General features: G+C 62.8%; 24 protein-coding genes. 16 read left to right on the forward strand and 8 right to left on the reverse strand.

Annotated features, from left to right (window positions below; all coding sequences use genetic code 11):
• The first annotated feature begins 108 nt into the window (after nt 1-108).
• The 6 genes from PQR40_RS30460 (at nt 109) to PQR40_RS30485 (ending at nt 6,636) form a co-directional block, all read left to right on the forward strand.
• On the forward strand, nt 109-849 hold the full coding sequence (locus PQR40_RS30460) for a DUF2889 domain-containing protein (RefSeq protein ID WP_408510518.1): 741 nt from the start codon (nt 109-111) through the stop codon (nt 847-849).
• The gene (gene sucC / locus PQR40_RS30465) at nt 846-2,012 is read left to right on the forward strand and encodes an ADP-forming succinate--CoA ligase subunit beta (protein ID WP_408510519.1); all 1,167 of its coding nucleotides are present in this window, start codon (nt 846-848) and stop codon (nt 2,010-2,012) included. The genes PQR40_RS30460 and sucC overlap by 4 nt, the downstream gene beginning before the upstream one ends.
• Before the next feature lie 109 nt (nt 2,013-2,121).
• Complete coding sequence (gene sucD, locus PQR40_RS30470) at nt 2,122-3,003, forward strand: succinate--CoA ligase subunit alpha (protein ID WP_097390342.1); 882 nt, start codon at nt 2,122-2,124, stop codon at nt 3,001-3,003.
• Between the two features lie 145 nt (nt 3,004-3,148).
• A complete protein-coding gene (locus tag PQR40_RS30475) occupies nt 3,149-3,853 on the forward strand; it encodes a TerC family protein (RefSeq protein ID WP_408218352.1) in 705 nt (234 codons plus the stop codon).
• A 238-nt stretch (nt 3,854-4,091) separates the two neighbouring features.
• Nucleotides 4,092-4,715 carry a pilin gene (locus tag PQR40_RS30480; protein ID WP_408510520.1) on the forward strand — a complete coding sequence of 208 codons (624 nt, stop codon included), beginning with the start codon at nt 4,092-4,094 and terminating at the stop codon, nt 4,713-4,715.
• Nucleotides 4,716-4,851: 136 nt separating this feature from the next.
• Nucleotides 4,852-6,636 (forward strand): PglL family O-oligosaccharyltransferase, encoded by a 1,785-nt coding sequence (locus tag PQR40_RS30485; protein ID WP_408394305.1) that lies wholly within the window; start codon nt 4,852-4,854, stop codon nt 6,634-6,636.
• Nucleotides 6,637-6,729: 93 nt separating this feature from the next.
• Here PQR40_RS30485 and moaC read toward each other — a convergent pair whose 3' ends face one another.
• The gene (moaC, locus tag PQR40_RS30490; protein ID WP_211613839.1) at nt 6,730-7,206 is read right to left on the reverse strand and encodes a cyclic pyranopterin monophosphate synthase MoaC; all 477 of its coding nucleotides are present in this window, start codon (nt 7,204-7,206) and stop codon (nt 6,730-6,732) included.
• Between the two features lie 134 nt (nt 7,207-7,340).
• Between moaC and PQR40_RS30495 the strand changes: the two genes are divergently transcribed.
• Complete coding sequence (locus PQR40_RS30495; protein ID WP_408510521.1) at nt 7,341-9,056, forward strand: M48 family metalloprotease; 1,716 nt, start codon at nt 7,341-7,343, stop codon at nt 9,054-9,056.
• A 74-nt stretch (nt 9,057-9,130) separates the two neighbouring features.
• Here the strand turns inward: PQR40_RS30495 and PQR40_RS30500 are convergent, their stop codons facing one another.
• The 6 genes from PQR40_RS30500 to PQR40_RS30525 all read right to left on the reverse strand — a co-directional run bounded on the left by PQR40_RS30500 (nt 9,131) and on the right by PQR40_RS30525 (nt 14,010).
• The gene (locus PQR40_RS30500) at nt 9,131-9,703 is read right to left on the reverse strand and encodes a DUF2946 family protein (protein WP_408394310.1); all 573 of its coding nucleotides are present in this window, start codon (nt 9,701-9,703) and stop codon (nt 9,131-9,133) included.
• Nucleotides 9,696-10,775 (reverse strand): YheT family hydrolase, encoded by a 1,080-nt coding sequence (locus PQR40_RS30505; protein WP_408394312.1) that lies wholly within the window; start codon nt 10,773-10,775, stop codon nt 9,696-9,698. Before PQR40_RS30505 ends, PQR40_RS30500 begins: the two co-directional genes overlap by 8 nt.
• A 145-nt stretch (nt 10,776-10,920) precedes the next feature.
• The gene (locus PQR40_RS30510) at nt 10,921-11,367 is read right to left on the reverse strand and encodes a nuclear transport factor 2 family protein (RefSeq protein WP_408240977.1); all 447 of its coding nucleotides are present in this window, start codon (nt 11,365-11,367) and stop codon (nt 10,921-10,923) included.
• Nucleotides 11,368-11,545: 178 nt separating this feature from the next.
• Nucleotides 11,546-12,571, reverse strand: a complete 1,026-nt coding sequence (gene waaF / locus PQR40_RS30515; protein ID WP_408340545.1) for a lipopolysaccharide heptosyltransferase II — start codon at nt 12,569-12,571, stop codon at nt 11,546-11,548.
• Nucleotides 12,572-12,813: 242 nt separating this feature from the next.
• Nucleotides 12,814-13,008: a zinc-finger domain-containing protein gene (locus PQR40_RS30520; RefSeq protein WP_017772808.1), complete on the reverse strand. Its 195-nt coding sequence runs from the start codon at nt 13,006-13,008 to the stop codon at nt 12,814-12,816.
• A gap of 78 nt (nt 13,009-13,086) precedes the next feature.
• Nucleotides 13,087-14,010, reverse strand: a complete 924-nt coding sequence (locus tag PQR40_RS30525; RefSeq protein ID WP_011489743.1) for a branched-chain amino acid transaminase — start codon at nt 14,008-14,010, stop codon at nt 13,087-13,089.
• A gap of 202 nt (nt 14,011-14,212) precedes the next feature.
• Here PQR40_RS30525 and PQR40_RS30530 point away from each other — a divergent pair, with 202 nt between their 5' ends.
• The 9 genes from PQR40_RS30530 (at nt 14,213) to PQR40_RS30570 (ending at nt 23,850) form a co-directional block, all read left to right on the forward strand.
• Nucleotides 14,213-14,959, forward strand: a complete 747-nt coding sequence (locus PQR40_RS30530) for an AzlC family ABC transporter permease (protein WP_408340543.1) — start codon at nt 14,213-14,215, stop codon at nt 14,957-14,959.
• On the forward strand, nt 14,956-15,279 hold the full coding sequence (locus PQR40_RS30535; RefSeq protein WP_408394318.1) for a branched-chain amino acid transport AzlD family protein: 324 nt from the start codon (nt 14,956-14,958) through the stop codon (nt 15,277-15,279). The genes PQR40_RS30530 and PQR40_RS30535 overlap by 4 nt, the downstream gene beginning before the upstream one ends.
• Before the next feature lie 274 nt (nt 15,280-15,553).
• Nucleotides 15,554-16,747: a phosphoglycerate kinase gene (locus PQR40_RS30540; RefSeq protein ID WP_408510522.1), complete on the forward strand. Its 1,194-nt coding sequence runs from the start codon at nt 15,554-15,556 to the stop codon at nt 16,745-16,747.
• A gap of 430 nt (nt 16,748-17,177) precedes the next feature.
• Complete coding sequence (gene pyk, locus PQR40_RS30545; RefSeq protein WP_408240993.1) at nt 17,178-18,614, forward strand: pyruvate kinase; 1,437 nt, start codon at nt 17,178-17,180, stop codon at nt 18,612-18,614.
• 227 nt (nt 18,615-18,841) lie between these two features.
• Nucleotides 18,842-19,906 (forward strand): class II fructose-bisphosphate aldolase, encoded by a 1,065-nt coding sequence (gene fba / locus PQR40_RS30550; protein ID WP_408240996.1) that lies wholly within the window; start codon nt 18,842-18,844, stop codon nt 19,904-19,906.
• A 132-nt stretch (nt 19,907-20,038) separates the two neighbouring features.
• Complete coding sequence (locus PQR40_RS30555; RefSeq protein WP_408510523.1) at nt 20,039-20,929, forward strand: phosphoribosylaminoimidazolesuccinocarboxamide synthase; 891 nt, start codon at nt 20,039-20,041, stop codon at nt 20,927-20,929.
• Between the two features lie 39 nt (nt 20,930-20,968).
• Entirely contained in the window at nt 20,969-21,487 is a 519-nt protein-coding gene (gene purE, locus PQR40_RS30560; protein WP_120289708.1) for a 5-(carboxyamino)imidazole ribonucleotide mutase, read from the forward strand.
• Nucleotides 21,488-21,590: 103 nt separating this feature from the next.
• Complete coding sequence (locus PQR40_RS30565) at nt 21,591-22,787, forward strand: 5-(carboxyamino)imidazole ribonucleotide synthase (RefSeq protein ID WP_408510524.1); 1,197 nt, start codon at nt 21,591-21,593, stop codon at nt 22,785-22,787.
• Between the two features lie 10 nt (nt 22,788-22,797).
• On the forward strand, nt 22,798-23,850 hold the full coding sequence (locus tag PQR40_RS30570) for an L-threonylcarbamoyladenylate synthase (protein ID WP_408241005.1): 1,053 nt from the start codon (nt 22,798-22,800) through the stop codon (nt 23,848-23,850).
• Here the strand turns inward: PQR40_RS30570 and PQR40_RS30575 are convergent.
• Nucleotides 23,847-24,051 (reverse strand): hypothetical protein (locus PQR40_RS30575; RefSeq protein ID WP_408510525.1); only part of this gene is annotated, 205 nt, incomplete at its 5' end. The two genes, PQR40_RS30570 and PQR40_RS30575, sit on opposite strands and share 4 nt — an antisense overlap.

Genomic DNA, 24,051 nt, shown 5'->3' on the forward strand with positions numbered 1-24,051 from the left:
GTCTGCCGCGCTCCCCGGCCCGCCGGGCGCCCCTGCGCATTCCGAACTGTCTCAAATACCCAGTATGCTAAAATTCATGGGTTTTCCAATCCGGCCTTTCCTTCCCGTATGCCGCTCTCTCCGCCAGTATCCCGTCAGTTGCGCCACCGTCGCGCAATCAGAGCGGAAGCCTATGAGCGAGCCGATGGCCTGTGGGATGTGGAAGCGTGCTTGACCGACGAAAAACCGCGCGATGTGGTGCTTGCGTCGGGCGTCCGGCCCAATGGTCAGCCGATCCATGAACTCTGGCTTCGCATCACCATCGATCGCAAGCTCAATGTCGTCGACGCCGAAGCGTCGTCCGACTGGGTGCCCTATCCAGGGTTGTGCCAAGCCAGCAACCCCGCCTACCGTGCCCTCATCGGGCTCAATCTGTTCCACAACTTCCGTCGCGATGCTGCCCGTTTGCTGGCCGGCACGGCTGGCTGCACGCATCTCGCCGAGTTGTGCGCGCTTCTGCCGACCGCTGCAATCCAGGCCTTTGCCGGCGACGTGTGGAATACCAATGGAGGCGCGCCGGGCGCGAGCGGAAGTTCAGGAGACGATTCGTCTAACAGCACAGGCGAGCATTCCAACGACAAACCGCCATTCCAGCTGGGACGCTGCCACGCGCTGCGTTTCGACGGCGAGGCGGTGCAACAGTTTTATCCGCGCTGGTATGGCCGCGCTCCGTATACAGCGGATCGCGCGGCATCGTCAGGCGACGGGGCGGCCCGCCAGACAGGTGGGGGCGGCAACACGTCCGGCATGAACGACGGCAGCGGAAACGATGTTCAATCCAACTCTCAGACTGAAGGGAATCACGCATGAAGATTCACGAGTACCAGGGTAAGGAAATCCTGCGGAAATTCGGCGTCGCGGTACCGCGCGGCAAGCCGGTCTTCTCGGTGGATGATGCGGTCAAGGCCGCGGAAGAGCTCGGCGGCCCGGTATGGGTCGTGAAGGCTCAGATCCACGCGGGTGGCCGTGGCAAGGGCGGCGGCGTGAAGGTCGCCAAGTCGCTGGAACAGGTTCGTGAATTCTCGAACCAGATCCTCGGCATGCAGCTCGTCACGCACCAGACCGGTCCGGAAGGCCAGAAGGTGAATCGTCTGCTGATCGAAGAAGGCGCTGACATCAAGAAGGAACTGTATGTCGGCCTGGTGATCGATCGCGTTTCGCAGAAGATCGTCGTGATGGCATCGAGCGAAGGCGGCATGGACGTCGAAGAAGTCGCGGAAAAGACGCCTGAGCTGATCCACAAGATCGCGGTCGACCCGTCGACCGGTCTGAAAGACGCTGAAGCTGACGAGCTTGCCACGAAGATCGGCGTGCCCGCCGCTTCGCTGCCGCAAGCGCGCGCGATCCTGCAAGGCCTGTACAAGGCATTCTGGGAAACTGACGCATCGCTGGCCGAAATCAACCCGCTGATCCTGACCGGCGACGGTAAGGTCATCGCGTTGGATGCGAAATTCAACTTCGATTCGAACGCACTGTTCCGTCACCCGGAAATCGTCGCGTATCGCGATCTGGACGAAGAAGATCCGGCTGAAGTCGAAGCATCGAAATTCGACCTCGCCTACATCTCGCTCGACGGCAACATCGGCTGCCTCGTGAACGGCGCTGGCCTTGCAATGGCAACGATGGACACCATCAAGCTGTTCGGCGGCGAACCGGCGAACTTCCTGGACGTGGGCGGTGGCGCCACGACCGAGAAGGTCACGGAAGCGTTCAAGATCATGCTGAAGAACCCGAACCTGACTGCGATTCTGGTCAACATTTTCGGCGGCATCATGCGCTGCGACGTGATCGCGGAAGGCGTGATCGCGGCGTCGAAGGCCGTGTCGCTGAAGGTGCCGCTCGTGGTCCGCATGAAGGGCACGAACGAAGACCTGGGCAAGAAGATGCTCGCTGAATCCGGCCTGCCGATCATTGCGGCAGACAGCATGGAAGAAGCAGCTCAGAAGGTCGTCGCGGCCGCTCAAGGCAAGTAAAGAGCGCGTTTAACCGGGATTAACCAGGATTACGAATGGCGGCGCGTGAGCGACGCGGGTGGAGAACATCCCGCCTGGCTCGCGGCGCCAGACGAACAGAGGTCAATACATGTCGATTCTGATTAACAAAGACACCAAGGTCATCACGCAGGGCATTACCGGCAAGACCGGTCAGTTCCATACGCGTGCTTGCCGTGAATACGCCAACGGCCGCGAAGCGTTCGTTGCGGGCGTGAACCCGAAGAAGGCCGGCGAAGATTTCGAAGGCATTCCTATCTACGCAAGCGTCGCTGAAGCCAAGGCTGAAACGGGCGCGACCGTGTCGGTGATTTACGTTCCGCCGGCAGGCGCTGCTGCTGCAATCTGGGAAGCGGTCGAAGCCGATCTGGATCTCGCAATCTGTATCACGGAAGGTATCCCCGTCCGTGACATGATCGAGCTCAAGGCCCGCATGCGCGCCGAAAACCGCAAGACGCTGCTGCTCGGACCGAACTGCCCGGGCACGATCACGCCGGACGAACTGAAGATCGGCATCATGCCGGGTCACATTCACCGCAAGGGGCGCATCGGCGTCGTGTCGCGTTCGGGCACGCTGACGTATGAAGCAGTCGGCCAATTGACGGCGATCGGCCTTGGCCAATCGTCGGCAGTCGGTATCGGCGGCGACCCGATCAACGGTCTGAAGCACATCGACGTGATGAAGATGTTCAACGACGATCCGGAAACGGACGCCGTCATCATGATCGGCGAGATCGGTGGTCCGGACGAAGCGAATGCTGCTGAGTGGATCAAGGACAACATGAAGAAGCCGGTGGTTGGCTTTATCGCCGGCGTTACGGCGCCTCCGGGCAAGCGCATGGGCCACGCCGGCGCGCTGATCTCGGGCGGTGCGGATACGGCTGAAGCCAAGCTGGAAATCATGGAAGCCTGCGGCATCACGGTCACGAAGAACCCGTCGGAAATGGCGCGTCTTCTGAAGGCGATGCTGTAAAAACGAAATTCGCGCGCAGTCACGGCGCGTTTTTGATACGCTTACGAAACCCTTTCGTGAGCAGGCAGTCCTAAAAAGCGGGGGAGTGTAGACTCCCCCGCTTTTTTATTGCCCGCGCGCCTGATTCCTTCTTATTCTTTCACTCATGCTCGAGTTCTTCGCCACGCTCCATTGGGGCGCAGTCATTCAGATCATCGTCATCGATATCCTGCTGGGTGGTGACAATGCTGTCGTGATAGCGCTTGCCTGCCGCAACCTGCCGCCTGCGCAGCGTACGAAGGGCGTGCTGTGGGGCACGGCCGGCGCCATCGTGCTGCGCGTGGCGCTGATTGCGTTCGCTGTGGCGCTCCTCGACGTGCCATTGCTGAAATTCGCCGGCGGCCTGTTGCTGCTGTGGATCGGCGTGCGTCTGATGGCGCCCGCGCATGATGTCCATGAGAACGTCAAGCCGGCCGACAAGCTGATGTCGGCGATCAAGACCATCATCATCGCGGATGCGGTGATGAGTCTCGACAACGTAATCGCCATTGCCGGCGCTGCCGAGGCGGCTGACCCGGCGCACCGTCTTGCGCTGGTGATTTTCGGGCTGGTGGTGAGCATTCCGCTGATCGTGTGGGGCAGCCAGTTGGTGCTGAAGCTGCTCGACCGTTTCCCGATCGTCATTACGCTCGGCGCCGCGCTGCTCGGCTGGATCGCGGGCGGTCTGATCGTCAACGACCCGGCCGGCGACCGTTGGCCGATCCTGGATTCGCCGGTGGCCGAGTACGGCATGAGCATTGCCGGTGCGCTGTTCGTCGTGATCCTCGGTTATCTGCTCAAGCGGCGCAACGCGAATCGCGCGGCGGTTTGACGCCGAGTCTGAGGCGAGCGGCGCAGCACAAGCCGCACGGCGGGCTGGGGCTGAATCCGAAGCACGAGCGGACCAGCGTGATGCGAACCGCACGCCGATCTGACCTGACCTGAACGCCGCCGCGTCAGCACAACGTTAGCCATTCGGCTGACTGTGTGGAACGAGCACCGCTGGCTACGATTGAAACGCCTGTCCCCGATTCGAGGGGCCGGCGTTTTTTTGTTTCAGGAGCCTGCCTATGATCGTTACTTTGCCGTACTCCCCTTATTCATACGCCTCGCATTCCCCACGGAATGCGTTCGAACGGGCGCGCTGCGCCGCGCCGCTCGCACGCGTCTGCCGCCGTTTCGGTTTCGGCTTTACGTTGATCGAACTGATGATCGTGCTGGCGATTGTCGGTGTAATCGCGGCCTATGCGATTCCTGCGTATCAGGACTATCTGGCCCGCAGTCGTGTGGGCGAGGGCCTCTCGCTGGCCGCATCCGCACGGCTCGCGGTGTCCGAAAACGCCGCTAGCGGCAATGCATTCGGCGGCGGTTATGCGTCGCCGCCCGGCACCCGCAACGTCGAATCCGTTCACGTCGACGACGACACCGGCCAGATCACCGTCGCTTTCACGACGCGCGTCGCGCCTGCTGGGTCGAACACGCTGACCCTGGTGCCCTCGGTGCCGGACAATGCCGATGCGCCGACTGCGCGGATCGCCTTGAGCAAGGGCGCCGTGCAGGCTGGCGCAGTCACCTGGGAGTGTTTCGCCGGTGGCAAAACGGCCTCCTCGTTGCCTGCACCGGGCGCCGGGCCCGCACCTGCCGATGCGCCGTCCTTGCCGTCGAACCTTGCACCACCGGAGTGCCGTTCATAAGCGATGGGGTGAAAGATCGGGTGAGTTGTTATCCGAACGTAAAAGGATGATTTTCGGGATATTTCAGCCCGGCCGGCGCACAGCAGGAGGATTTTTTTGTATAGTGCGCCGGTTGCTGACGCCCACCGGTTACTCGATGCCCACCCCATTTGCGCGCTACCTGTCTCTCATTCTGTTGGCTCTCGCGTTGGTGCTGCCTTATGCAGTCGTCAACCACACGTATCCGATACCGACCTTCTACGCTGAATTCACGGCGCTCGCGCTGTATCTGCTGATGGGCGCGGGTGTCGTGCTGCTGGTGTGGACTGCCAGGCCGCGCGTGACGTTTGCGTCGCCGGTTGTCGCGCTGGTGCCCTTGCTGTTCGGGCTGGTGCTGGTGGCGCAATCGGTGCTGCTGCCGGTCTCGCAGCCGTCGATGAACTGGCTCGGCGGCGGTTATCTGCTCGCCGCACTCATGGCGACGCACGCCGGCTACGGCTTCACACGCGCCAAGCTGAACGAAACAGCGCTGCGCTGGGCGGCCGGCGCGTTGATCGTCGGTGGCCTGTTTGCTGTGTTCTGCCAGGTGATCCAGCTGTTTCACCTCGAGACGCGCGTGTCGCCGCTGGTCGTCGCGTATAACGTGACCGTCGAGCGCCGGCCGTTCGGCAATATGGCGCAGGCGAACCACCTCGCCACTTATATCGCGTTCGCGATGGCGGGGGCGCTGTTCCTCGTGCAGACACGCCGCCTTGCCGTCAGCATCTGGCTGCTCGTGTCGACGATTTTCGCCGTCGGGCTCGCGCTGACCGTGTCGCGTGGCCCCTGGCTGCAGATGGGCGTGATCGTGGTGGCGGGTTTCTGGATGGCGTTCGCGCAAACGCGCAGCGAGCCGCTTCTTCGCCGCAGCAATCGCGAATGGCTGATCCCGATCGCCTTGGCGGTCCTGTTCTTCGTGGTCAACGCGTTGATCCGCTGGGCCAACGTGCACTACCACCTGGAGCTCGGTCAGTCCGCGGCTGAGCGTTTCAAGGACGCCGGCCAGATCGCGCCGCGCCTTGCGCTGTGGAAATACGGTTGGACGATGTTCAAGGCGCATCCGCTGCTGGGTGTCGGCTGGGGCGAGTTTCCGAGCTATCAGTTCGAGTACGCGAAGTCGCTCGGCGGCGTCGAGATTGCCAATAACTCGCACGACATCTTCATCGACCTGCTCGCGAAGACGGGCTTGATCGGCCTCGCGATCGTGCTGTTCGGCCTGATCACATGGCTGATGCGCGTGGTTCGCGCGCCGCAGAGCGCCGCACGCGTGTTCGGTATCGCGCTGATCGGTGTGCTGGTCATGCATGCGCTGGTCGAGTATCCGCAGCAGTACATGTTCTTCCTGCTGCCGGCGATGTTCGTGTTCGGCTTGCTTGAGACACGGCCGCTGCGCCTCGTGCCTGGCCGTCTGTCGTTCGGCGCGTTTGCCGTGATCGTGTTTGGTGGCCTGGCCGCGCTGTATCCGGTGTATCGCGACTACGCGCGCGCCGAGGTGCTGTATTACGGCTCGCGTCCTGCCGAGCAGTATCGCGCGGACCCGTCGTTCCTGTTTCAGGCGTGGGGCGAGTATGGTCTCGCGACGCTGCTGCCGATGAATTCGATGGACCTGCAGCACAAGCTCGCCATGCACAAGCAGGCGATTGCACTGCTGCCGGGTGAAACCGTGCTGCGCCGGTATGCGGTGCTGCAGGCACTGAGCGGTGATACGGCGGGGGCGTTCGACACCGTCGAGCGTCTGAAGATCTTTGCTCAGGAGTTGAAGGACTGGCCGTCGCAGTTGGCCTACGTGTATGAATTGTGCGACGAGCAGAAGACGCTGGGCGGTTTCAAGGCGGAACTGGTCAAGCGCTACGGCATGCCGGCGGGCGACGTCAATCAGGACGACGACAGCGACGAGGATTGAGCCGCGCCGTCGTTTTGCAGTCTCATTCTTCGCTGTAGCTGTAGCTGTAGCTGTAGCTGTAGAGATGGAGCGGGGCGATGACGCCAGCCGTCATCAACCCGCCACCCAATCCCCCGACTTCCCGCCGTGCTTCTCCAGCACTTTCACGTCGGTGATCGTCATGCCGCGATCCACCGCCTTGCACATGTCGTACACCGTCAGCAGCCCGACCTGAACGGCGGTTAGCGCTTCCATCTCCACGCCCGTGCGTCCCAGCGTCTCGACCTGCACCGTGCAATGCACGCCAGGCAGCTTTTCGTCGAGCTCGAAGTCCACTTTCACGCGCGTCAGCGCGAGCGGATGACATAGCGGGATCAGATCGGCGGTGCGCTTCGAACCTTGAATCGCGGCGATGCGCGCGATGCCGATCACATCGCCCTTCTTGGCGTTGCCGTCGCGGATCAGCGCGAACGTCTCCGGCAGCATGCGAATCGAGCCACGCGCGATGGCGATGCGTTTGGTCTCCTGCTTGCCGCCGACGTCCACCATATGTGCCTGGCCGGCAGCGTCGAAATGAGTGAGTTCAGGCATGGTTGGGCTCCTTCAGAGGGCGCCTATCATAGCAGTGTGGTCGGGCGAGTCAGGGTGATTACAATTACCCTATGTCCGCTATCTTAGTCCGAGCGGCGGGCGTCGCTTTTCGACTTCGTCATACCGACCTCGCGATGCGTACGAAACGGTTTCTTGCTGCGTTGTTGTCTGTCGCGCTCGCGGCTCCGCCGGGCGTGTTCGCGCAATCGCGCGCCGCTTCGAGCACGAGCCTCGCGCTCAACGTGCAGTCCGCGGAACCGCCGTTGGAAAGCGGCCTGGTCGAAATCTTTGCCGATCCCATCGTGCCGCCCGACATCGCCCAAGGTGTCTTCGGCGTTTATGGTGGCGCACAAAGCCGCCTTTCCGGTAAGCCGGGTGCGACCGCCAACTGGCGCACCCCAATCGTCACGCAGCAACTGCCGGACCTCGGCAACGGCGGCTCCGGCTCGCTGACGCCACAAGCGGAGCGCAAACTCGGCGAGCGCGTGATGCGCGAGTTACGCCGCGACCCTGACTATCTCGACGACTGGCTGGTGCGCGACTACCTGAACTCGGTCGCTGCGAAACTCGCGGCGGCGGCGAACGCGCTATACCTCGGCGGCTACCGTCCGGACTTCGAGCTGTTCGCGGTCCGCGATTCGCAGATCAACGCCTTCTCACTGCCGGGCGGTTTTATCGGCGTGAACACCGGTTTGATCGTGACGACGCAAACCGAGTCCGAACTCGCCTCCGTGCTCGGCCACGAGATGGGGCACGTCTTGCAGCGGCACATTTCGCGGATGATCACCACCGGCGAGCGCAGTTCCTATGCCGCGCTTGCCGGCCTGTTGTTCGGCATTCTGGCGGGCGTGCTCGCGCATAGCGGCGACCTTGGCAGCGCGATTGCGATTGGCGGCCAGGCCTATGCGCTCGACAACCAGTTGCGTTTCTCACGCTCCGCCGAGCATGAAGCGGACCGCGTCGGTTTTCTGCTGCTGGCCGGCGCCGGCTACGACCCTTATGCGATGACGACGTTTTTCGGCCGTCTCGACCGCGCGGCAATGAGCGACACCGGCATACCGGCCTACGCGCGTACCCACCCGCTGACCGGCGAACGGATCGCCGACATGGAGGACCGTGCGCGCCGTGCGCCTTACCGGCAACCGCACCAGACGTCCGAATATGGTTTTGTGCGAGCGCGGGCGCGCTTGCTGCAGGACCGCTCGCGCAGTGAATACGCGGACGAGATTTCGCGCCTGCGCTCCGAAATCGAAGACCGTACTGCGCTGAACGTCGCCGCGAACTGGTACGGGATCGCATATGGGCAGATGCTGCTCGAGCGATATGACGATGCCGTGGCGTCCCTGGCTTCGTCGCGCGCTGCGTTTGCAGCAGGCGAACGCCGTGAAGGTGAACCCATGCATAGTTCGCCGAGCCTCGACGTGCTCGCGGCCGACATCGCGCGCCGCGCGGGGCGTGATGACGAGGCGGCTCGTCTTGCCGAGTTTGCGCAGAAGCGCTGGCCGCAGTCGAACGCCGCGATCGACATGCATATCCAGACCTTACTAACCCTGAAGCGATTTGCCGATGCGCAGGCTCTGGCGCTGCAGGAAACGCGTGCGCAACCCGATCAGCCCGCCTGGTGGATGTATCTTGCGCAGGCAAGCGCCGGCAGTGGAGATGCGTTGACGCAGCATCGGGCGCTGGCCGAAAAATTCGCTATCGAGGGGGCCTGGCCGTCGGCCATCCGGCAACTGAAGGAAGCGCGGGATATGAAGGCGATCGGCTACTACGATCTCGCTACCGTCGACGCCCGGTTACATGAAATGGAGAGTCGCTATAAAGAGGAGCGGCTTGACGAGAAGAGCTAGCGGTTGCGAGTCTTCGCTATCTGACCAGAGCGTGGCCTGTGCAAAGGACTCAGGCGGGTAAATAGACAAAAGATCTAAGCATTCGCCGCCGGACTATCGACAAACCCGAACCGCGCGGCCACCTCATTTCGCTGCACGCCCTGCAAGGGCAAAACAATCCCATTGTTCCAGCGAAACGCTCCGCTCAGCGAGTCATCACCCAGCGCGGCGTGATCAGAAAAAACCTCGAGGTCGTGATCGTGCAAAACCGCGACTCTCGGTGGCGCCGAGCCATCGACAAACAGAATCCCACCTTCGTCATCGACAAACGCAGCAGAAGGCTCGAAAGCCCCTCCGGCCTGGTCCGTCAAGGAAAGCACCCCAGCGGCATCGGCAGACAACCTCACCACCCACGGCGTATAACCCAACTCGATATACACCCGCTGCGGCCCATTCTGGAAAAACCACTGACCGTGTTCATCGGCGTCGTAATTCCGATTGATGAATCCGAGCAGCGCCTCATGCCGGATCGGCGTACCTGGCGCACCGCTGGCCTGAGCGGCTTCGTCCCGCATGCGCCAGTTGCCACGCCGGTCCAGCATCAACCATCCGGTGCAACTCGGGACGTTCGGCCATTTGGCCAAGGCCTGCTTGACGATGTCATCCATGATCGATGTGCCGCTCCAGATAACCGAGCACGCGCCGCGACAACCAGTCGATGCGGCCAGGGAAAGGTCCGGTCATAAAGCCGGCGTGGCCGCCGTGTCTGGGTTGATCGAGTTCTACCGATGCCGACACCTCATGCCGGGCCGGTAATGCTTCCGCAGGCAAGAACGGATCGTTGCGCGCGTTCAGCACCAATGTCGGCACGGCAATTCCGCGCAGCAGCGGCCGCGTGGTCGCGCTGCTCCAGTAGTCGTCGGTATCGCGAAAGCCGTGCAGCGGCGCCGTCACCACGTTGTCGAAGTCGTACATTGTGCGGCTCGCCAGCATGGCGTTGCGGTCAAACAGCCCCGGAAACTGCACCAGTTTCTGCTCAGCCTTCTGCTTCAGCGTCTTCAGAAAATTGCGCGTATAGATCATCCCGAAGCCTTGCGATAACGCACGGCCGCCGGCATGCACGTCGATCGGCGTCGAAATCGCCGCGGCAGCCGAGATTACTGGCGACGCATCTTCACGCTGCTCGCCGAGCCAGCGCAGCAGCACATTGCCGCCCAGCGACACGCCCGCCGCCACGATCGGCCCACGATGTGTGGCGCGTAAGCGCCGCAGAATCCAGTCGACTTCGTTGCTGTCGGCGAGATGGTAGAAACGCGGCAAGAGATTCAGCGTTCCGCTGCAACTGCGGAAGTGCGGCACGACGCCGTGCCAGCCGTATTCGCGCGCGGCTGCCATCAATGTGGCAGCGTAGTGCGACGTGGAACCGCCTTCAAGGCCGTGAAACAGGACGAACAGCGGCGCGTCGTCTGCGGGAACTTGAGGCGGGGACGCGGGGGCCAGCGCGGAGGCTGTCGCGCTGTCATGCACCACCCAATCGAGATCGATGAAATCGCCATCAGGCGTATCCCAGCGTTCGCGCTGGAAGGTAATGGCTGGACGGCGCGCAAACAGCGACGGGACAATGGTCTGCGCATGCCGGTTTGGCAGCCAGAGCGGCGCGCGGTAGAGCAGATCGACAGTGGCCTCGACAGCGGCCGCGGCGCGCACTGCGCCGGTAGACACGGATTTATTGTGCGTCATCTCCCAATCCCCTGGTCCCCCAAGAGGACTTCCTTCGGGGCGGGGGATTTCCTTCGGAGCGAGCGACTTCCTGCGGGGCGTACTCATACCAGCGTCGAAGCAAAAAAAGTAAAACCTGTGAAACAGAGGAGACGCCCATCAGGCGTCAGTGCAGCGACCCCTGACCATGCCGCATCTTTGTGGCGAACTGACTGGCGGCCTCATTCGGCATCGGACTCGCGTGGATATGCGCAATCCGCCATTCGCCGCGTTCATGGACCATGACGTAAGTGGTGAACACCATCGCAGGCGTAGCCTTCGGATCGGCCGGCCGGTGTGCTTCGGCAATGGCGTAGACGACGGTGCCGAGGCTGTCGTAGACGCGAATGTCGAGCGGTTCGATTGAAACGGGCGTGGTTTCGAGCTGAATTTGCAAGCCGGCGCGAATGCTGTCGAGGCCGTGCAGGTGCGAGCCGTCGGCACAGATGCAGCTAACGAACTCCTCATCGATCCACAGGCCCATCAAGCTGTCGATATTCACCTCGGCAATGGCCTGGTAATAGGCATTCAGCGTATCGGCGGCGGCTTCGAAGATATGGGCAAAACGTGGCATGGCTCGTCAGTCTCTTGTGCGCGGCGCGCGGTTGCGGGGCAGCGGTCAGCGGGACAGTCCGGAGCACCGGACAATCGCACCTAAGCGCGAGAATGCCCGCGCCGCAAGGCGCGAACATGACGCGACGCGCTCAGGGGCGTGCGGTGTTGCGTGCAAGTATCAGTCGAATCAACCGGGTTCAACGTTGCGCAAGCAACATGCCGCGCAAATCGCCGAAGACCTGCTCGGCGCTCAATTGCTTCAGACAGTTCAGATGCCCGAGCGGACACTCGCGCTGAAAACAGGGGCTGCATTCAAGATGAAGCCATTGTACCTTCGCAAGCTCGGACAGGGGCGGCGTGTGGCGCGGATCGGTCGACCCGTACACCGCCACCAGCGGCCGACGCAGCGCGGCGGTTACGTGCATCAGGCCGGAATCGTTGGTGACGACTGCATTGGCCCGCGAGATCAGCGCACAAGCCTCACCAAGCGCGGTCTGGCCGCACAGATTACGCACGTTCGGCGCTTTCTCGGCGATGGCCTGGGCAAGCGGCGCATCTTTCGGCGAGCCGAGCGCGATGATCTGCGTATACGGGAACGACTGGCCGACCATCTGCGCGAGCGCTGCGAAATGCTCGGGTGGCCAGCGCTTGGCCGGACCGTATTCGGCGCCCGGGCAGAACACCAGCAGTGGCACGCGCGTATCTAGATTGAAGCGCGCGGAGACTCGCGAGGCTTCGTTCAGGTCTGCGTCGAGCCGGGGCATCGGCAGGTCGTCGGGGATCTTGGCGCCTGGCGCGTAGGCGAGGGCGGCGTAGTGGCCAACCATCGGCGGGCGCTCGTCCTTGCGCGGATTCGCGTGGCGCACATTCAGCAAGCCGTAGCGGCTTTCGCCCGTGTAGCCGATGCGCAGCGGAATGCCCGCCATCCACGGAATCAGCGCCGACTTGAGCGAATTCGGCAGGACATAGGCCGCGTCGTAGCCGACATCGCGCAAGTCGCTCGCCAGTTGCCAGCGGCGCAGCATCTGCAGCTTGCCGTGCGCGAGGTCCGTGGCGTAGACGTCGCGGATCTCGGGCATGCGTTCGAGTACGGGCGCGACCCACGAGGGCGCAACCGCGTCGATCACGATGCGCGGATGCAATTTCACGAGGCGCGCAAACAGCGGCTGCGCCATCAATGCGTCACCGATCCAGTTCGGTGCGATAACCAACGCGCGACGCATCAGAGTGAGTGTCCGGTGTCAAAACGAAGCGCCGCGCGAGCTGTACGCGTGGTGTTCGATTGTGTAAAAGGGGAAAAGCCACGTGCCTTGCGGCGCAGATCCGGCATGGCCGGCATCGCTGCGGCTGTACTGCGAAGCGCTTGCCTCGCTACCCTCTGCTGCAAAAGTCCGTCACATGACGATCCAGGCAGCAGGCGCGTTGGCAAAGAGCGCCGCAAGCGATCAGTGCGCAGTGTTCAAGGTTAGTGACCCTTGACCACTTCGCCGTCGCGCAGCTTGTAGCGCGTGCCGCAATACGGGCAGCGTGCTTCGCCGTGCGTCACGTCGATAAACACACGCGGGTGCGTGCTCCAACGCGGCATCGACGGATTCGGGCAATACGCAGGCAGATCTTTTGCCGACAGTTCGACCAGCGGCATTTCCTTGATTTCGCTCATGGGGACTTTCTCGTTGTATGCAGAGTGCGTGCGTTGCACCGCCGGGAGGCCGAGGGCCCAAGGGCGGCGCAGCGCGCGTTAGATCCTGGTCAGCCAGTGCGCGTACTTGTCGCTCTTGCCGTTCACGATATCGAAGAAGCCCGATTGCAGCTTCTCGGTGATCGGGCCACGTGCGCCCGAGCCGATCGTGCGGTTGTCGAGTTCGCGGATCGGCGTGACTTCTGCGGCGGTGCCGGTGAAGAACGCTTCGTCGCAGGTGTAGACCTCGTCACGTGTGATGCGCTTTTCGATCACCTGGATGCCCGCGTCGCGCGCCAGCGTAATGACCGTGTCACGCGTGATGCCGTCGAGGCACGACGCCAGATCCGGCGTGTACAGCTTGCCGTTGTTCACGAGGAAGAAGTTTTCGCCCGAGCCTTCCGACACGTAGCCGTCTACGTCCAGCAGCAGCGCTTCGTCGTAACCGTCGGCGATCGCTTCCTGGTTGGCGAGAATCGAGTTCACGTACCAGCCCGAAGCTTTGGCGCGAACCATCGACACGTTCACATGATGGCGCGTGAACGACGAAGTCTTCACGCGGATGCCCTTGGCAATCCCGTCTTCACCGAGGTAAGCGCCCCACGGCCAGGCGGCGATCGCCACGTGGATCGTGTTGCCCTTGGCCGACACGCCGAGCTTTTCCGAGCCGACCCAGATGATCGGGCGCAGGTAGCAGGATTCCAGCTTGTTTTCGCGGACCACTTCGCACTGCGCGGCCGCCAGCGTTTCGTGGTCGAACGGGACGTCCATCTGGAAGATCTTGGCCGAGTTCAGCAGGCGTTTGGTGTGCTCCTGGAGGCGAAAAATCGCTGTGCCGCCGTCCGCCGTCTTGTAGGCGCGTACGCCTTCGAAAACGCCCATGCCGTAATGCAGCGTGTGCGTGAGCACGTGGATCTTGGCATCGCGCCAGTCGATGAGCTTGCCATCCATCCAGATCTTGCCGTCGCGGTCGGCCATTGACATACGATTCTCCAGCGGGTGCGGTGTAGGGTGTGGGAGCGTCATTTTAGCGTCTTTTGCACACGAAACGGGCATTTGGCCGCACGGCGGGCGCTATAATTCGGCGCACGCATAATTCATATCCGGATGCGCCAGCGGGTGCTTGACGACTTGGCGCCGACCTCCCTTCGTTGCGGCGCCCCTTGGTGCCAAAGCGTTTCGCCTCATGCTCGCTCGTCTGTCAGATACTGATCGCCGTGCCTTTCGTCAGGGCGCGCGCGACTATTCGCCCACGCTGATGGCGATTTTCTCCTGGGGCCTCGTCACCGGCATTGCGATGAGCAAGTCCGTGCTCACGCTGCCGCAGGCGCTCACCATGTCGCTGCTGTGCTACGCCGGATCGTCGCAATTGGCCGTGTTGCCGCTGCTCGCCGCCAAACTGCCGATCTGGACCGTGCTGCTCACGGCCGCGATGGTCAATACGCGTTTCGTGATCTTCAGCGCCGGCCTCGCGCCGCATTTCTCCTATTTGCCCATGTGGCGGCGCATCGTGCTCGGTTACTTCAACGGCGACGTGATCTATCTGCTGTTCCAGAAGAAGAGTTTCCAGACCGGTTACGTGCCGGGTAAAGAGGCGTACTTCTGGGGCATGGCGACGTGCAGCTGGCTGTCGTGGCAGGTGTCGTCGATCGTCGGCATTCTGCTGGCGAGCCTGATCCCGGACAACTGGGGCCTCGCACTCGCGGGTACGCTGGCACTGCTGCCCATCATGGTCTCGGCGATCGCCACGCGTTCCACGCTGGTCGCCGTCAGCGTCGCCGGCGTGGTGTCGCTGCTCGCTTTCGACCTGCCGTACCGGCTCGCACTGCCGCTCGCGGTAATCGCGGCGATTGTTGCCGGCAGCGCGGCCGATCTGATGGTCGAGCGCGCCGACTTGCGCCGCATCCGCAACAGCGCCGGAGATTCCCGATGACATCCACGCAGATCTGGCTGGCCATTATTGGCATGACCTTCGTCACCGCGGTGACACGCGCGATGTTTCTAATCGGCGGCGAGCGCACGGTTTTGCCAGCGCGCGTCCAGCGGATGCTGCGCTATGCGCCGGCCGCGGCGCTTGCCGCCGTCGTGTTGCCCGACGTGCTGGCGACACCGGACGGGCTCTCGTTCGCACCGTCGAACCACGAGTTTTACGCAACGCTGTCCGGTCTCGCGTGGTTTTTGTGGCGGCGCACCATGCTCGGCACGATTGTGCTGGGAATGGTCGTGTTCACGCTCTTGCGCCTCTTCATGTAATTGATCGAGCTGGAAATGCTGCGCCGCGACATGCGCGGTGCATCCTCCAAATACGGGACATTCGCCTGGTTGCCGGTCAGAAGGTAGTGTGGATCAGTTAAAATGGTCGTTTCCGGGATAAGCGCGCCGGTGCATGGCGCGACAGCCGCGGCCATGCCGCCGGCACCCGATTCAGTGGAGCCGCTGCCGTGCCGAAGCGCTGGAGTTTGCCGCATTCGGTCCCTGGCGCGTTGTCCGCCACCGCCTTCCCATCAACTCGCATGCACAAAAGCCCATGAACAAGGTATTGCGTCTCTCCGATCTGATCGCCGAAGGCAAGCTATCCGGCAAACGTGTGTTCATCCGCGCCGATCTGAACGTGCCGCAGGACGATCAAGGCAACATCACCGAAGACACCCGTATCCGCGCCTCCGTGCCGGCGATCAAGGCCGCGCTGGACGCGGGCGCCGCCGTGATGGTCACGTCGCATCTGGGCCGCCCGACCGAGGGCGAATTCAAGCCGGAAGATTCGCTCGCGCCGGTTGCGAAGCGCCTCGCCGAGCTGCTTGGCCGTGACGTACCGCTGGTCGCCAACTGGGTCGAAAACGGCGTGAACGTCGCGCCGGGCCAGGTCGTGCTGCTGGAAAACTGCCGCGTCAACAAGGGTGAGAAGAAGGATTCCGACGAGCTCGCGCAGAAAATGGCGAAGCTCTGCGACATCTACGTGAACGATGCCTTCGGCACCGCGCACCGCGCCGAAGCCACCACGCACGGCATCGCCAAATACGCGCCGGTCGCCTGTGCCGGCCCGCTGCTGGCCGCTGAACTCGAAGCCCTCGGCAAGGCGCTGGGCGCGCCGAAGCGTCCGCTGGTGGCGATCGTTGCCGGCTCGAAGGTGTCCACCAAGCTGACCATTCTGAAATCGCTGGCCGACAAGGTCGATCAGCTGATCGTCGGCGGCGGCATCGCCAATACGTTCATGCTGGCGGCCGGCCTGAAGATCGGCAAGTCGCTCGCCGAAGCCGATCTGGTCGCCGAAGCCAAGGTCATCATCGACGCAGCGAAAGCCCGCGGCGCCTCGGTGCCGATCCCGACCGACGTGGTCACGGCGAAAGAGTTTTCGCCCACCGCGAAGGCTGAAGTCAAGGCTGTCGCCGATGTCCAAGACGACGACATGATCCTCGACATCGGACCGGAAACCGCCAAGGCGCTCGCCGCACAACTGGAAAAAGCCGGCACGATCGTGTGGAACGGCCCGGTCGGCGTGTTCGAATTCGACCAGTTCGGCAACGGTACGAAGACGCTGGCTGACGCGATCGCCAAATCGTCGGCGTTCTCAATCGCTGGCGGTGGCGATACGCTGGCGGCGATTGCCAAGTACGGCATCCACGACAAGGTCAGCTACATCTCGACGGGCGGCGGCGCTTTCCTCGAGTTCCTCGAGGGCAAGAAACTGCCCGCGGTCGAAGTTCTGGAATCACGGGCTTAACGTGGTGACGCGCTCCCCCTCAGCGAAGTCTGCAAAAGCGCGCGGCAGCAAGTTGCCGCGCAACACCGCAGCAGCAACGGCAGGGGAGCGCGAAGCGCGCTCCGCCGCCACACCGGCCGTGGCTGAAGCTGCGGCCCCGCAGCAGCAAGAATCCGAGTTGTCCCTCGCGCTCGCGGAGTTGACCACTGGCAGCGAGGCAGCGGAATTGTCCACCGGACAAGCCGCCCACTCGCCGGCAGAACTCCCGGACGGCGAGGTCACGCTCGCACCCCCACCGGCAGCCCCCGTGCCGGTATCGAACACCGCTTCACCCCATAAAGCGACGCTGGTTTCAACCGGCGCGCAGCCCCCAGCAGCACCCTTCGGTGCGCAGCCTCCGCATCCGACTCGCAGCGCTCATTCCAGCGATCCCACCCAGACGAGGAGACTCATGCATCGCGCCACCAAGATTGTCGCTACCATCGGACCGGCTTCCAGTACGCCGGAAATCCTGCTGCAAATGATTCAGGCAGGAGCCGACGTGGTGCGGCTCAATTTCTCGCACGGCACCGCCGACGACCACCGCCAGCGCGCCGAATTCGTGCGCGAGGCGGCCCGTCAGGCCGGCCGTGAAGTTGCCATCATGGCTGACCTGCAAGGTCCAAAGATTCGGGTCGGCAAATTCGAAAACGGCAAGACCACGCTCGTTCCTGGCAACGCGTTCATCCTTGACGCCGAGTGTGAACTCGGCAACGACGATCGCGTCGGGCTCGACTACAAGGACCTGCCGCGCGACCTGAAGCCGGGCGACGTGCTGTTGCTCAACGACGGCCTGATCGTGCTGGACGTCGTGCGCGTGCTCGGCAGTGAGATCCACACCACCGTGAAGATCGGCGGCGATCTGTCGAACAACAAGGGCATCAATCGCCAGGGCGGTGGCCTGACGGCGCCGGCCCTGACGGCCAAAGACATGGAAGACATCCGCACGGCGATGTCGCTCGGTGTGGATTTCGTCGCGGTATCGTTCCCCAAGAACGCCACCGACATGGAAATGGCCCGCCAGCTCGCGAACATCGCGGGTGCGCCCTACGGCATCAAGCCGAAGATGATCGCGAAGATCGAGCGGGCGGAAGCGATTCCGGCACTGCAAGGCATCCTCGACGCATCGGACGGCATCATGGTCGCGCGCGGCGACCTGGCCGTGGAAGTGGGCAATGCCGCAGTTCCCGCGCTGCAAAAGCGCATGATTCGTATGGCGCGCGAATCGAACAAGTTCGTGATCACCGCGACCCAGATGATGGAATCGATGATCTACGCTCCCGTGCCGACCCGCGCTGAAGTGTCGGATGTCGCCAACGCGGTGCTGGACGGCACGGACGCGGTGATGCTGTCGGCCGAGTCTGCAGCGGGCAAGTACCCGGTGCAGACCATCGAGACGATGGCGGCGATCTGCCTCGAAGCCGAAAAGTCGGAGCAGTCGGAGTTGGACAAGGACTTCCTCGACCGCACGTTTACGCGAATCGACCAGTCCATCGCCATGGGCGCGCTGTTTACGGCGTTCCATCTGGGCGCGAAGGCGATCGTTGCGTTGACCGAATCGGGTTCGACCGCGCTCTGGATGTCGCGTCACTGGACGCACGTACCGATTTTCGCGCTCACGCCGCGCGTCGGCAGCGAACGGGCGATGGCGATCTACCGCAACGTCACGTCGCTGCATCTGGACACCAGCACCGACCGCGACACCGCGTTGCAGCAGGCGCTGGAAACCGTGGTCAGCAAGGGCTACGCGTCGCGCGGCGACATGGTGGTGCTGACCGTCGGCGAGCCGATGGGCCAGGCAGGCGGCACGAATACGTTGAAGATCGTGCGCGTCGGTGAGCCGTATTGATTCGGTGTAGACCGAAGACTGCTCGATCGGCACGCAGGCTTGATTGAGCGAAGCAGGCTGTCATGCCCCGCGAGAGGCGGCGCACAGACTCCAATCGCGCGTGCGGCGAAGGTCCGCAAGTGACGCGCTTTAGGGAAGGTGTGAACGGGTATGCAGCTTGCTACGCGATAAAATCGCCCCAAAAGATGCCGGCGGCACAGAATTCGTTTCAATCTAAGGAGTTAAGCATGCCTCTCGTATCAATGCGTCAACTGCTGGACCATGCCGCCGAAAACGGTTATGGCATTCCGGCATTCAACGTGAACAACCTGGAGCAGGTGCAGGCCATCATGGCGGCGGCCGACAAGGTCAACGCCCCGGTCATCATGCAGGCGTCGGCCGGCGCGCGTAAGTACGCGGGCGAGCCGTTCCTGCGTCACCTGATCGAAGCGGCGGTGGAGTCGTACCCGCACATTCCGGTCGTGATGCACCAGGACCACGGCCAATCGCCGGCGGTCTGTATGGCGGCGATCCGCAGCGGTTTCACCAGCGTGATGATGGACGGTTCGCTCGAAGCCGACGGCAAGACGGTCGCATCGTACGAGTACAACGTCGACGTGTCGCGCAAGGTGGTTGAAGCGGCGCACTCGATCGGCATCACGGTGGAAGCGGAACTGGGCGTGCTTGGTTCGCTGGAAACCATGAAGGGCGACAAGGAAGACGGCCACGGCGCGGAAGGCACGATGACCCGCGAACAATTGCTGACCGACCCGGAGCAGGCTGCCGACTTCGTCAAACAGACGCAATGCGACGCGCTCGCGATCGCGATCGGTACGTCGCACGGCGCGTACAAATTCAGCAAGAAGCCCACGGGCGACATCCTGTCGATCCAGCGCATCAAGGAAATTCACCAGCGCATTCCGAACACGCACCTGGTGATGCACGGTTCGTCGTCGGTGCCGCAGGAACTGCTCGCGGAAATCCGCGAATTCGGCGGCGACATGAAAGAAACCTACGGCGTGCCGGTTTCAGAGATTCAGGAAGGTATCAGGAACGGCGTGCGCAAGGTCAATATCGACACCGACCTGCGTCTGGCGATCACCGGTGCGATCCGCCGCTACATGGCGCAGAATCCGGGCAAGTTCGATCCGCGCGACTACCTGAAGCCGGCGCGCGAAGCCGCGATGAAGATCTGCCTCGAGCGCTTCACGCAATTCGGCTGCGAAGGCCAGGCTGGCAAGATCAAGCCGGTTTCGCTTGATAAAATCGCGGAGAAGTACAAATCGGGCGACCTCGCGCAAGTCGTCCGCTAAGCTATAACCAAGCTCTACACCTGGCTGATTGGCCAGGTTGTCGTTCGATCGCCGTTCCCGCATCATCCGGGGAACGGCGTTTCCCTTTTGTTCCGGTCACACTTTTTGCCCTACTTTTAGCGAACCACGACGATGTCTACCCTTTACGAATCCACGCTCCACTCGCTGCCGCTGCTCGGCCGCGGTAAAGTCCGCGACAACTATGCGGTGGGCAACGACCAGTTGCTGATCGTCACGACCGACCGTCTGTCGGCGTTCGACGTCATCATGGGCGAGCCGATTCCGAATAAGGGCCGCGTGCTCAACGAAATGGCGAACTTCTGGTTCGAGAAACTGAAGCACGTGGTGCCGAATCACCTCACGGGCGTGGCGCCCGAGTCCGTGGTGGCGGCTGACGAAGTCGAGCAGGTCAAGGGCCGCGCGGTGGTGGTGAAACGCCTCGAGCCGATCCTGGTCGAGGCCGTGGTGCGCGGTTATCTGGCCGGCAGCGGCTGGAAAGACTATCAGGCAACCGGTTCGGTGTGTGGCGTAGAACTGCCGCCGGGCCTGCAAAACGCACAAAAACTGCCTGAGCCGATTTTCACGCCGGCAGCCAAGGCCGAAATGGGCCATCACGACGAGAACATCACCTACAACGAGATGGAACGCCGCATCGGCACCGAACTGTCGGCCACGATCCGCGACATCTCGATCAAGCTGTACAAGGAAGCCGCTGACTATGCTGCAACGCGCGGCATCATCATCGCGGATACGAAGTTCGAATTCGGTCTGGACAACCATGGCCAGCTGTATCTGATGGATGAGGCGCTGACCGCCGATTCGTCGCGTTTCTGGCCGGCTGACCAGTACCAGGTTGGCACCAACCCGCCGTCGTTCGACAAGCAGTTCGTGCGCGACTGGCTCGAAGCCCAACCGTGGAAGAAAGAGCCGCCCGCACCGAAGCTGCCGGACGACGTGGTCACGAAGACGGGCGAGAAGTACCAGGAAGCGCTCGAACGCCTGACCGGACACAAGCTCGCTTAACTACGGTTCGCACCGCTCAAGAAACAAGGAAGCCGTAAGATGAGTGAAGTCCAGACTGCCCATACGCATGGCGCGCCGGTTGTCGGCGTGCTGATGGGCTCCAGTTCCGACTGGGAAGTGATGAAGAACGCCGTCGCGATTCTGCAGGAATTCGGCGTGCCGTATGAAGCCAAGGTCGTATCCGCGCACCGGATGCCTGACGAGATGTTTGCCTATGCCGAAAGCGCGCGTGAGCGCGGTATTCGCGCGATCATCGCGGGTGCGGGCGGCGCGGCGCATCTGCCGGGCATGTTGGCCGCCAAGACCACGGTGCCGGTGCTCGGCGTGCCGGTGGCGAGCAAGTATCTGAAGGGTGTCGATTCGTTGCATTCGATCGTGCAGATGCCCAAGGGCGTGCCGGTTGCCACGTTCGCAATCGGCGAAGCGGGCGCGGCGAATGCGGCGCTGTTCGCGGTGTCGATTCTGAGCGGCACGAGCGCCGAATATGCGGAGAAACTGGCTGCGTTCCGTGTGCGCCAGAACGAAGCAGCCCACGCAATGGTGCTGCCGGCGCTGTAAGCGCCAGGGCTGATTGCATTTAGACGTCCCCAATGTCTGACCCCCGGCCGGATGCTGTTATTGCATGTTTTGCATGCGCATCCGGTTGTGACCGACCACTAAGATGAACCCAGACAACACACCGGTTTCACCGATTCTGCCCGGCGCATGGCTTGGCATGGTCGGTGGCGGCCAGCTCGGCCGCATGTTCTGTTTTGCCGCTCAGGCGATGGGCTATCGCGTCGCCGTGCTCGATCCGGACGAAAACAGTCCCGCAGGCGCGGTCGCCGATCGCCATATCCGTGCGGCTTATGACGACGAAGCGTCGCTCACCGAACTCGCGCGGTTGTGCGCGGCGGTGTCCACTGAATTCGAGAACGTGCCGGCCGCGAGCCTCGATTTTCTCGCTAAAACTACGTTTGTCAGCCCGGCGGGCCGTTGCGTCGCCGTGGCGCAGGACCGGATCGCCGAGAAGCGTTTTATTGCGTCGTCAGGCGTGACGGTGGCGCCGCATGTCGTGATCGAATCGTCGGACGCGCTGGCCGCGCTCGACGATGCGAAGCTCGACGCCGTGCTGCCGGGCATTCTCAAGACTGCACGCATGGGCTACGACGGCAAAGGCCAGATCCGCGTGCGCAACGCCGAGGAAGTGCGTGAGGCGCATGCGTCGCTCGCGGGCGTTCCGTGCGTGCTGGAAAAGCGCTTGCCGTTGAAGTTCGAAGTGTCCGCGTTGATCGCGCGCGCGGCGAGCGGCGCGTCGGTGGTGTATCCGCTGGCGCAGAACACGCATCGCGACGGCGTGCTGTCGCACACCATCGTTCCCGCCCCGGATGCGAGCCCGACCCTGGTCGGGCAAGCGCAACAGGCCGCGCTGCAAATCGCGGACAAGCTCGGCTATGTCGGCGTGCTGTGCGTGGAGTTCTTCATTCTCGAAGACGGATCGCTGGTCGCCAACGAAATGGCGCCGCGTCCGCACAATTCCGGCCACTACACCGTCGACGCCTGCGCGACCAGCCAGTTCGAACAACAGGTCCGTGCGATGACCAGTATGCCGCTCGGCGACACGCGCCAGCATTCACCGGCGGTAATGCTGAACATCCTCGGCGACGTCTGGTTCCCGGGTGGGCCGAAGCAGGCGGCGGTGACACCGCCGTGGCACGAAGTCGCCGCGATGCCGGCTGCGCGTTTGCATCTGTATGGCAAGGAAGACGCGCGTTGCGGCCGCAAGATGGGTCACGTGAACTTCACGGCCGCGACGCTCGAAGAAGCCCGCACGGCGGCGCGCGATTGCGCGCGGCTTCTGCATATCATCACGAGCTGACGCGAGCGCCATGCCGGATCAAAGCAAACCTGCCGAGGGAGGCGCCACGAGCGTCTTGCCTGTGAGCGCTGCGCAGATCGAGCATGCGGCCGCGCTGCTCGATGCGGGCGGCCTCGTCGCGTTCCCGACGGAGACGGTCTACGGACTCGGTGGCGACGCCGAGAGTCCGGACGCGGTCGCGCGTATTTACGCGGCGAAGGGCCGGCCGGCGAATCATCCGGTGATCGTGCATCTGGCGCCGCAGGGCGATCCGAACTACTGGGTCGAGCATTTGCCGGCGGAGGCGCAGCGCTTGATCGATGCGTTCTGGCCAGGACCGCTCACGTTGATCCTGAGGCGCGCGGCGCGAATTAATGCAGCGGTCAGTGGTGGGCAGGATTCGGTGGGTTTGCGCTGCCCATCGCATCCGGTTGCCCAGGCTTTGCTGGAAGCATTCAGCGCGTTGCGTGGCGGGCATGGTGGCGTGGCTGCGCCGTCGGCGAATCGCTTCGGCCATGTGAGCCCAACTACAGCGCAGCATGTGCGTGATGAGTTCGGCGGCGCGATTCATGTGCTGGACGGTGGTGCATCGGATGTCGGGATTGAGTCGACGATTCTGGATCTGTCACGCGGCTTTCCGGCGCTGTTGAGGCCGGGGCGGGTCACGCCGCAAGATATCGCCGATGTCCTCGGCGAGGCGCCACGTTTGCCCGATGGGTCGGATGCGACGGCTCCGCGGGCTTCGGGTACATTGAAGGCGCACTATGCGCCGCGTACGCCGTTGGCTTTGTTGCCGTTTGATGCGTTGCAGACTTTGCTCGCGGCGCGCCCAGGCGACGAACGCGTTGCCCTGGTGGCGCGAGCTTCTCGCGCAGGCGACTGGGCTCATGCTGAAGGCGTGCATTTCATTGCCGCGCCTGAAGATCCGCATGTTTATGCGCGTGAGTTATATGGGTTGCTTAGGGCGCTGGATCGCGCGGATGTTAGCCGGATTCTGATCGAGAAGCTGCCGGATACGATTGAGTGGATTGCTGTTAATGACCGGTTAGGGCGGGCTGCGGCTGCTTTTGAAGCGCAAGGTTAGTGAGGTGGTTTTTTTGCCTTCGCGGCGCTTGTTTCGGTGTAGCTGCGGTGTTGGTCTTCCTTGACGTGTTTCGCCGCTCGGCGGCTTTTGGCTATCTGCTTGCGGTGTTGGCTTTTGCTTGATCTGGTTTTTTTGGCCTTTCCTTGAATTGGTGTTGGTCTATTAGCGTTGCCCCTGTGCGGGGCGGCACCTACTTTCTTT

Source organism: Paraburkholderia sediminicola (genome assembly GCF_046026855.1).
GTDB lineage: Bacteria > Pseudomonadota > Gammaproteobacteria > Burkholderiales > Burkholderiaceae > Paraburkholderia > Paraburkholderia sediminicola_A.

Bases quoted from the DNA above. Each gene is read 5' to 3' on its own strand.
- PQR40_RS30510 (WP_408240977.1), bottom strand. From the start codon at position 11,367: ATGCCACGTTTTGCCCATATCTTCGAAGCCGCCGCCGATACGCTGAAT.
- PQR40_RS30530 (WP_408340543.1), top strand. From the start codon at position 14,213: ATGCTCGCTCGTCTGTCAGATACTGATCGCCGTGCCTTTCGTCAGGGC.
- sucC (WP_408510519.1), top strand. From the start codon at position 846: ATGAAGATTCACGAGTACCAGGGTAAGGAAATCCTGCGGAAATTCGGC.
- PQR40_RS30535 (WP_408394318.1), top strand. From the start codon at position 14,956: ATGACATCCACGCAGATCTGGCTGGCCATTATTGGCATGACCTTCGTC.
- moaC (WP_211613839.1), bottom strand. From the start codon at position 7,206: ATGCCTGAACTCACTCATTTCGACGCTGCCGGCCAGGCACATATGGTG.
- pyk (WP_408240993.1), top strand. From the start codon at position 17,178: ATGCATCGCGCCACCAAGATTGTCGCTACCATCGGACCGGCTTCCAGT.
- PQR40_RS30475 (WP_408218352.1), top strand. From the start codon at position 3,149: ATGCTCGAGTTCTTCGCCACGCTCCATTGGGGCGCAGTCATTCAGATC.
- PQR40_RS30555 (WP_408510523.1), top strand. From the start codon at position 20,039: ATGTCTACCCTTTACGAATCCACGCTCCACTCGCTGCCGCTGCTCGGC.
- PQR40_RS30485 (WP_408394305.1), top strand. From the start codon at position 4,852: ATGCCCACCCCATTTGCGCGCTACCTGTCTCTCATTCTGTTGGCTCTC.
- PQR40_RS30480 (WP_408510520.1), top strand. From the start codon at position 4,092: ATGATCGTTACTTTGCCGTACTCCCCTTATTCATACGCCTCGCATTCC.
- PQR40_RS30500 (WP_408394310.1), bottom strand. From the start codon at position 9,703: ATGGATGACATCGTCAAGCAGGCCTTGGCCAAATGGCCGAACGTCCCG.
- PQR40_RS30520 (WP_017772808.1), bottom strand. From the start codon at position 13,008: ATGAGCGAAATCAAGGAAATGCCGCTGGTCGAACTGTCGGCAAAAGAT.
- PQR40_RS30495 (WP_408510521.1), top strand. From the start codon at position 7,341: ATGCGTACGAAACGGTTTCTTGCTGCGTTGTTGTCTGTCGCGCTCGCG.
- PQR40_RS30570 (WP_408241005.1), top strand. From the start codon at position 22,798: ATGCCGGATCAAAGCAAACCTGCCGAGGGAGGCGCCACGAGCGTCTTG.
- sucD (WP_097390342.1), top strand. From the start codon at position 2,122: ATGTCGATTCTGATTAACAAAGACACCAAGGTCATCACGCAGGGCATT.
- PQR40_RS30505 (WP_408394312.1), bottom strand. From the start codon at position 10,775: ATGACGCACAATAAATCCGTGTCTACCGGCGCAGTGCGCGCCGCGGCC.
- purE (WP_120289708.1), top strand. From the start codon at position 20,969: ATGAGTGAAGTCCAGACTGCCCATACGCATGGCGCGCCGGTTGTCGGC.
- PQR40_RS30565 (WP_408510524.1), top strand. From the start codon at position 21,591: ATGAACCCAGACAACACACCGGTTTCACCGATTCTGCCCGGCGCATGG.
- PQR40_RS30525 (WP_011489743.1), bottom strand. From the start codon at position 14,010: ATGTCAATGGCCGACCGCGACGGCAAGATCTGGATGGATGGCAAGCTC.
- waaF (WP_408340545.1), bottom strand. From the start codon at position 12,571: ATGCGTCGCGCGTTGGTTATCGCACCGAACTGGATCGGTGACGCATTG.
- fba (WP_408240996.1), top strand. From the start codon at position 18,842: ATGCCTCTCGTATCAATGCGTCAACTGCTGGACCATGCCGCCGAAAAC.
- PQR40_RS30540 (WP_408510522.1), top strand. From the start codon at position 15,554: ATGAACAAGGTATTGCGTCTCTCCGATCTGATCGCCGAAGGCAAGCTA.
- PQR40_RS30460 (WP_408510518.1), top strand. From the start codon at position 109: ATGCCGCTCTCTCCGCCAGTATCCCGTCAGTTGCGCCACCGTCGCGCA.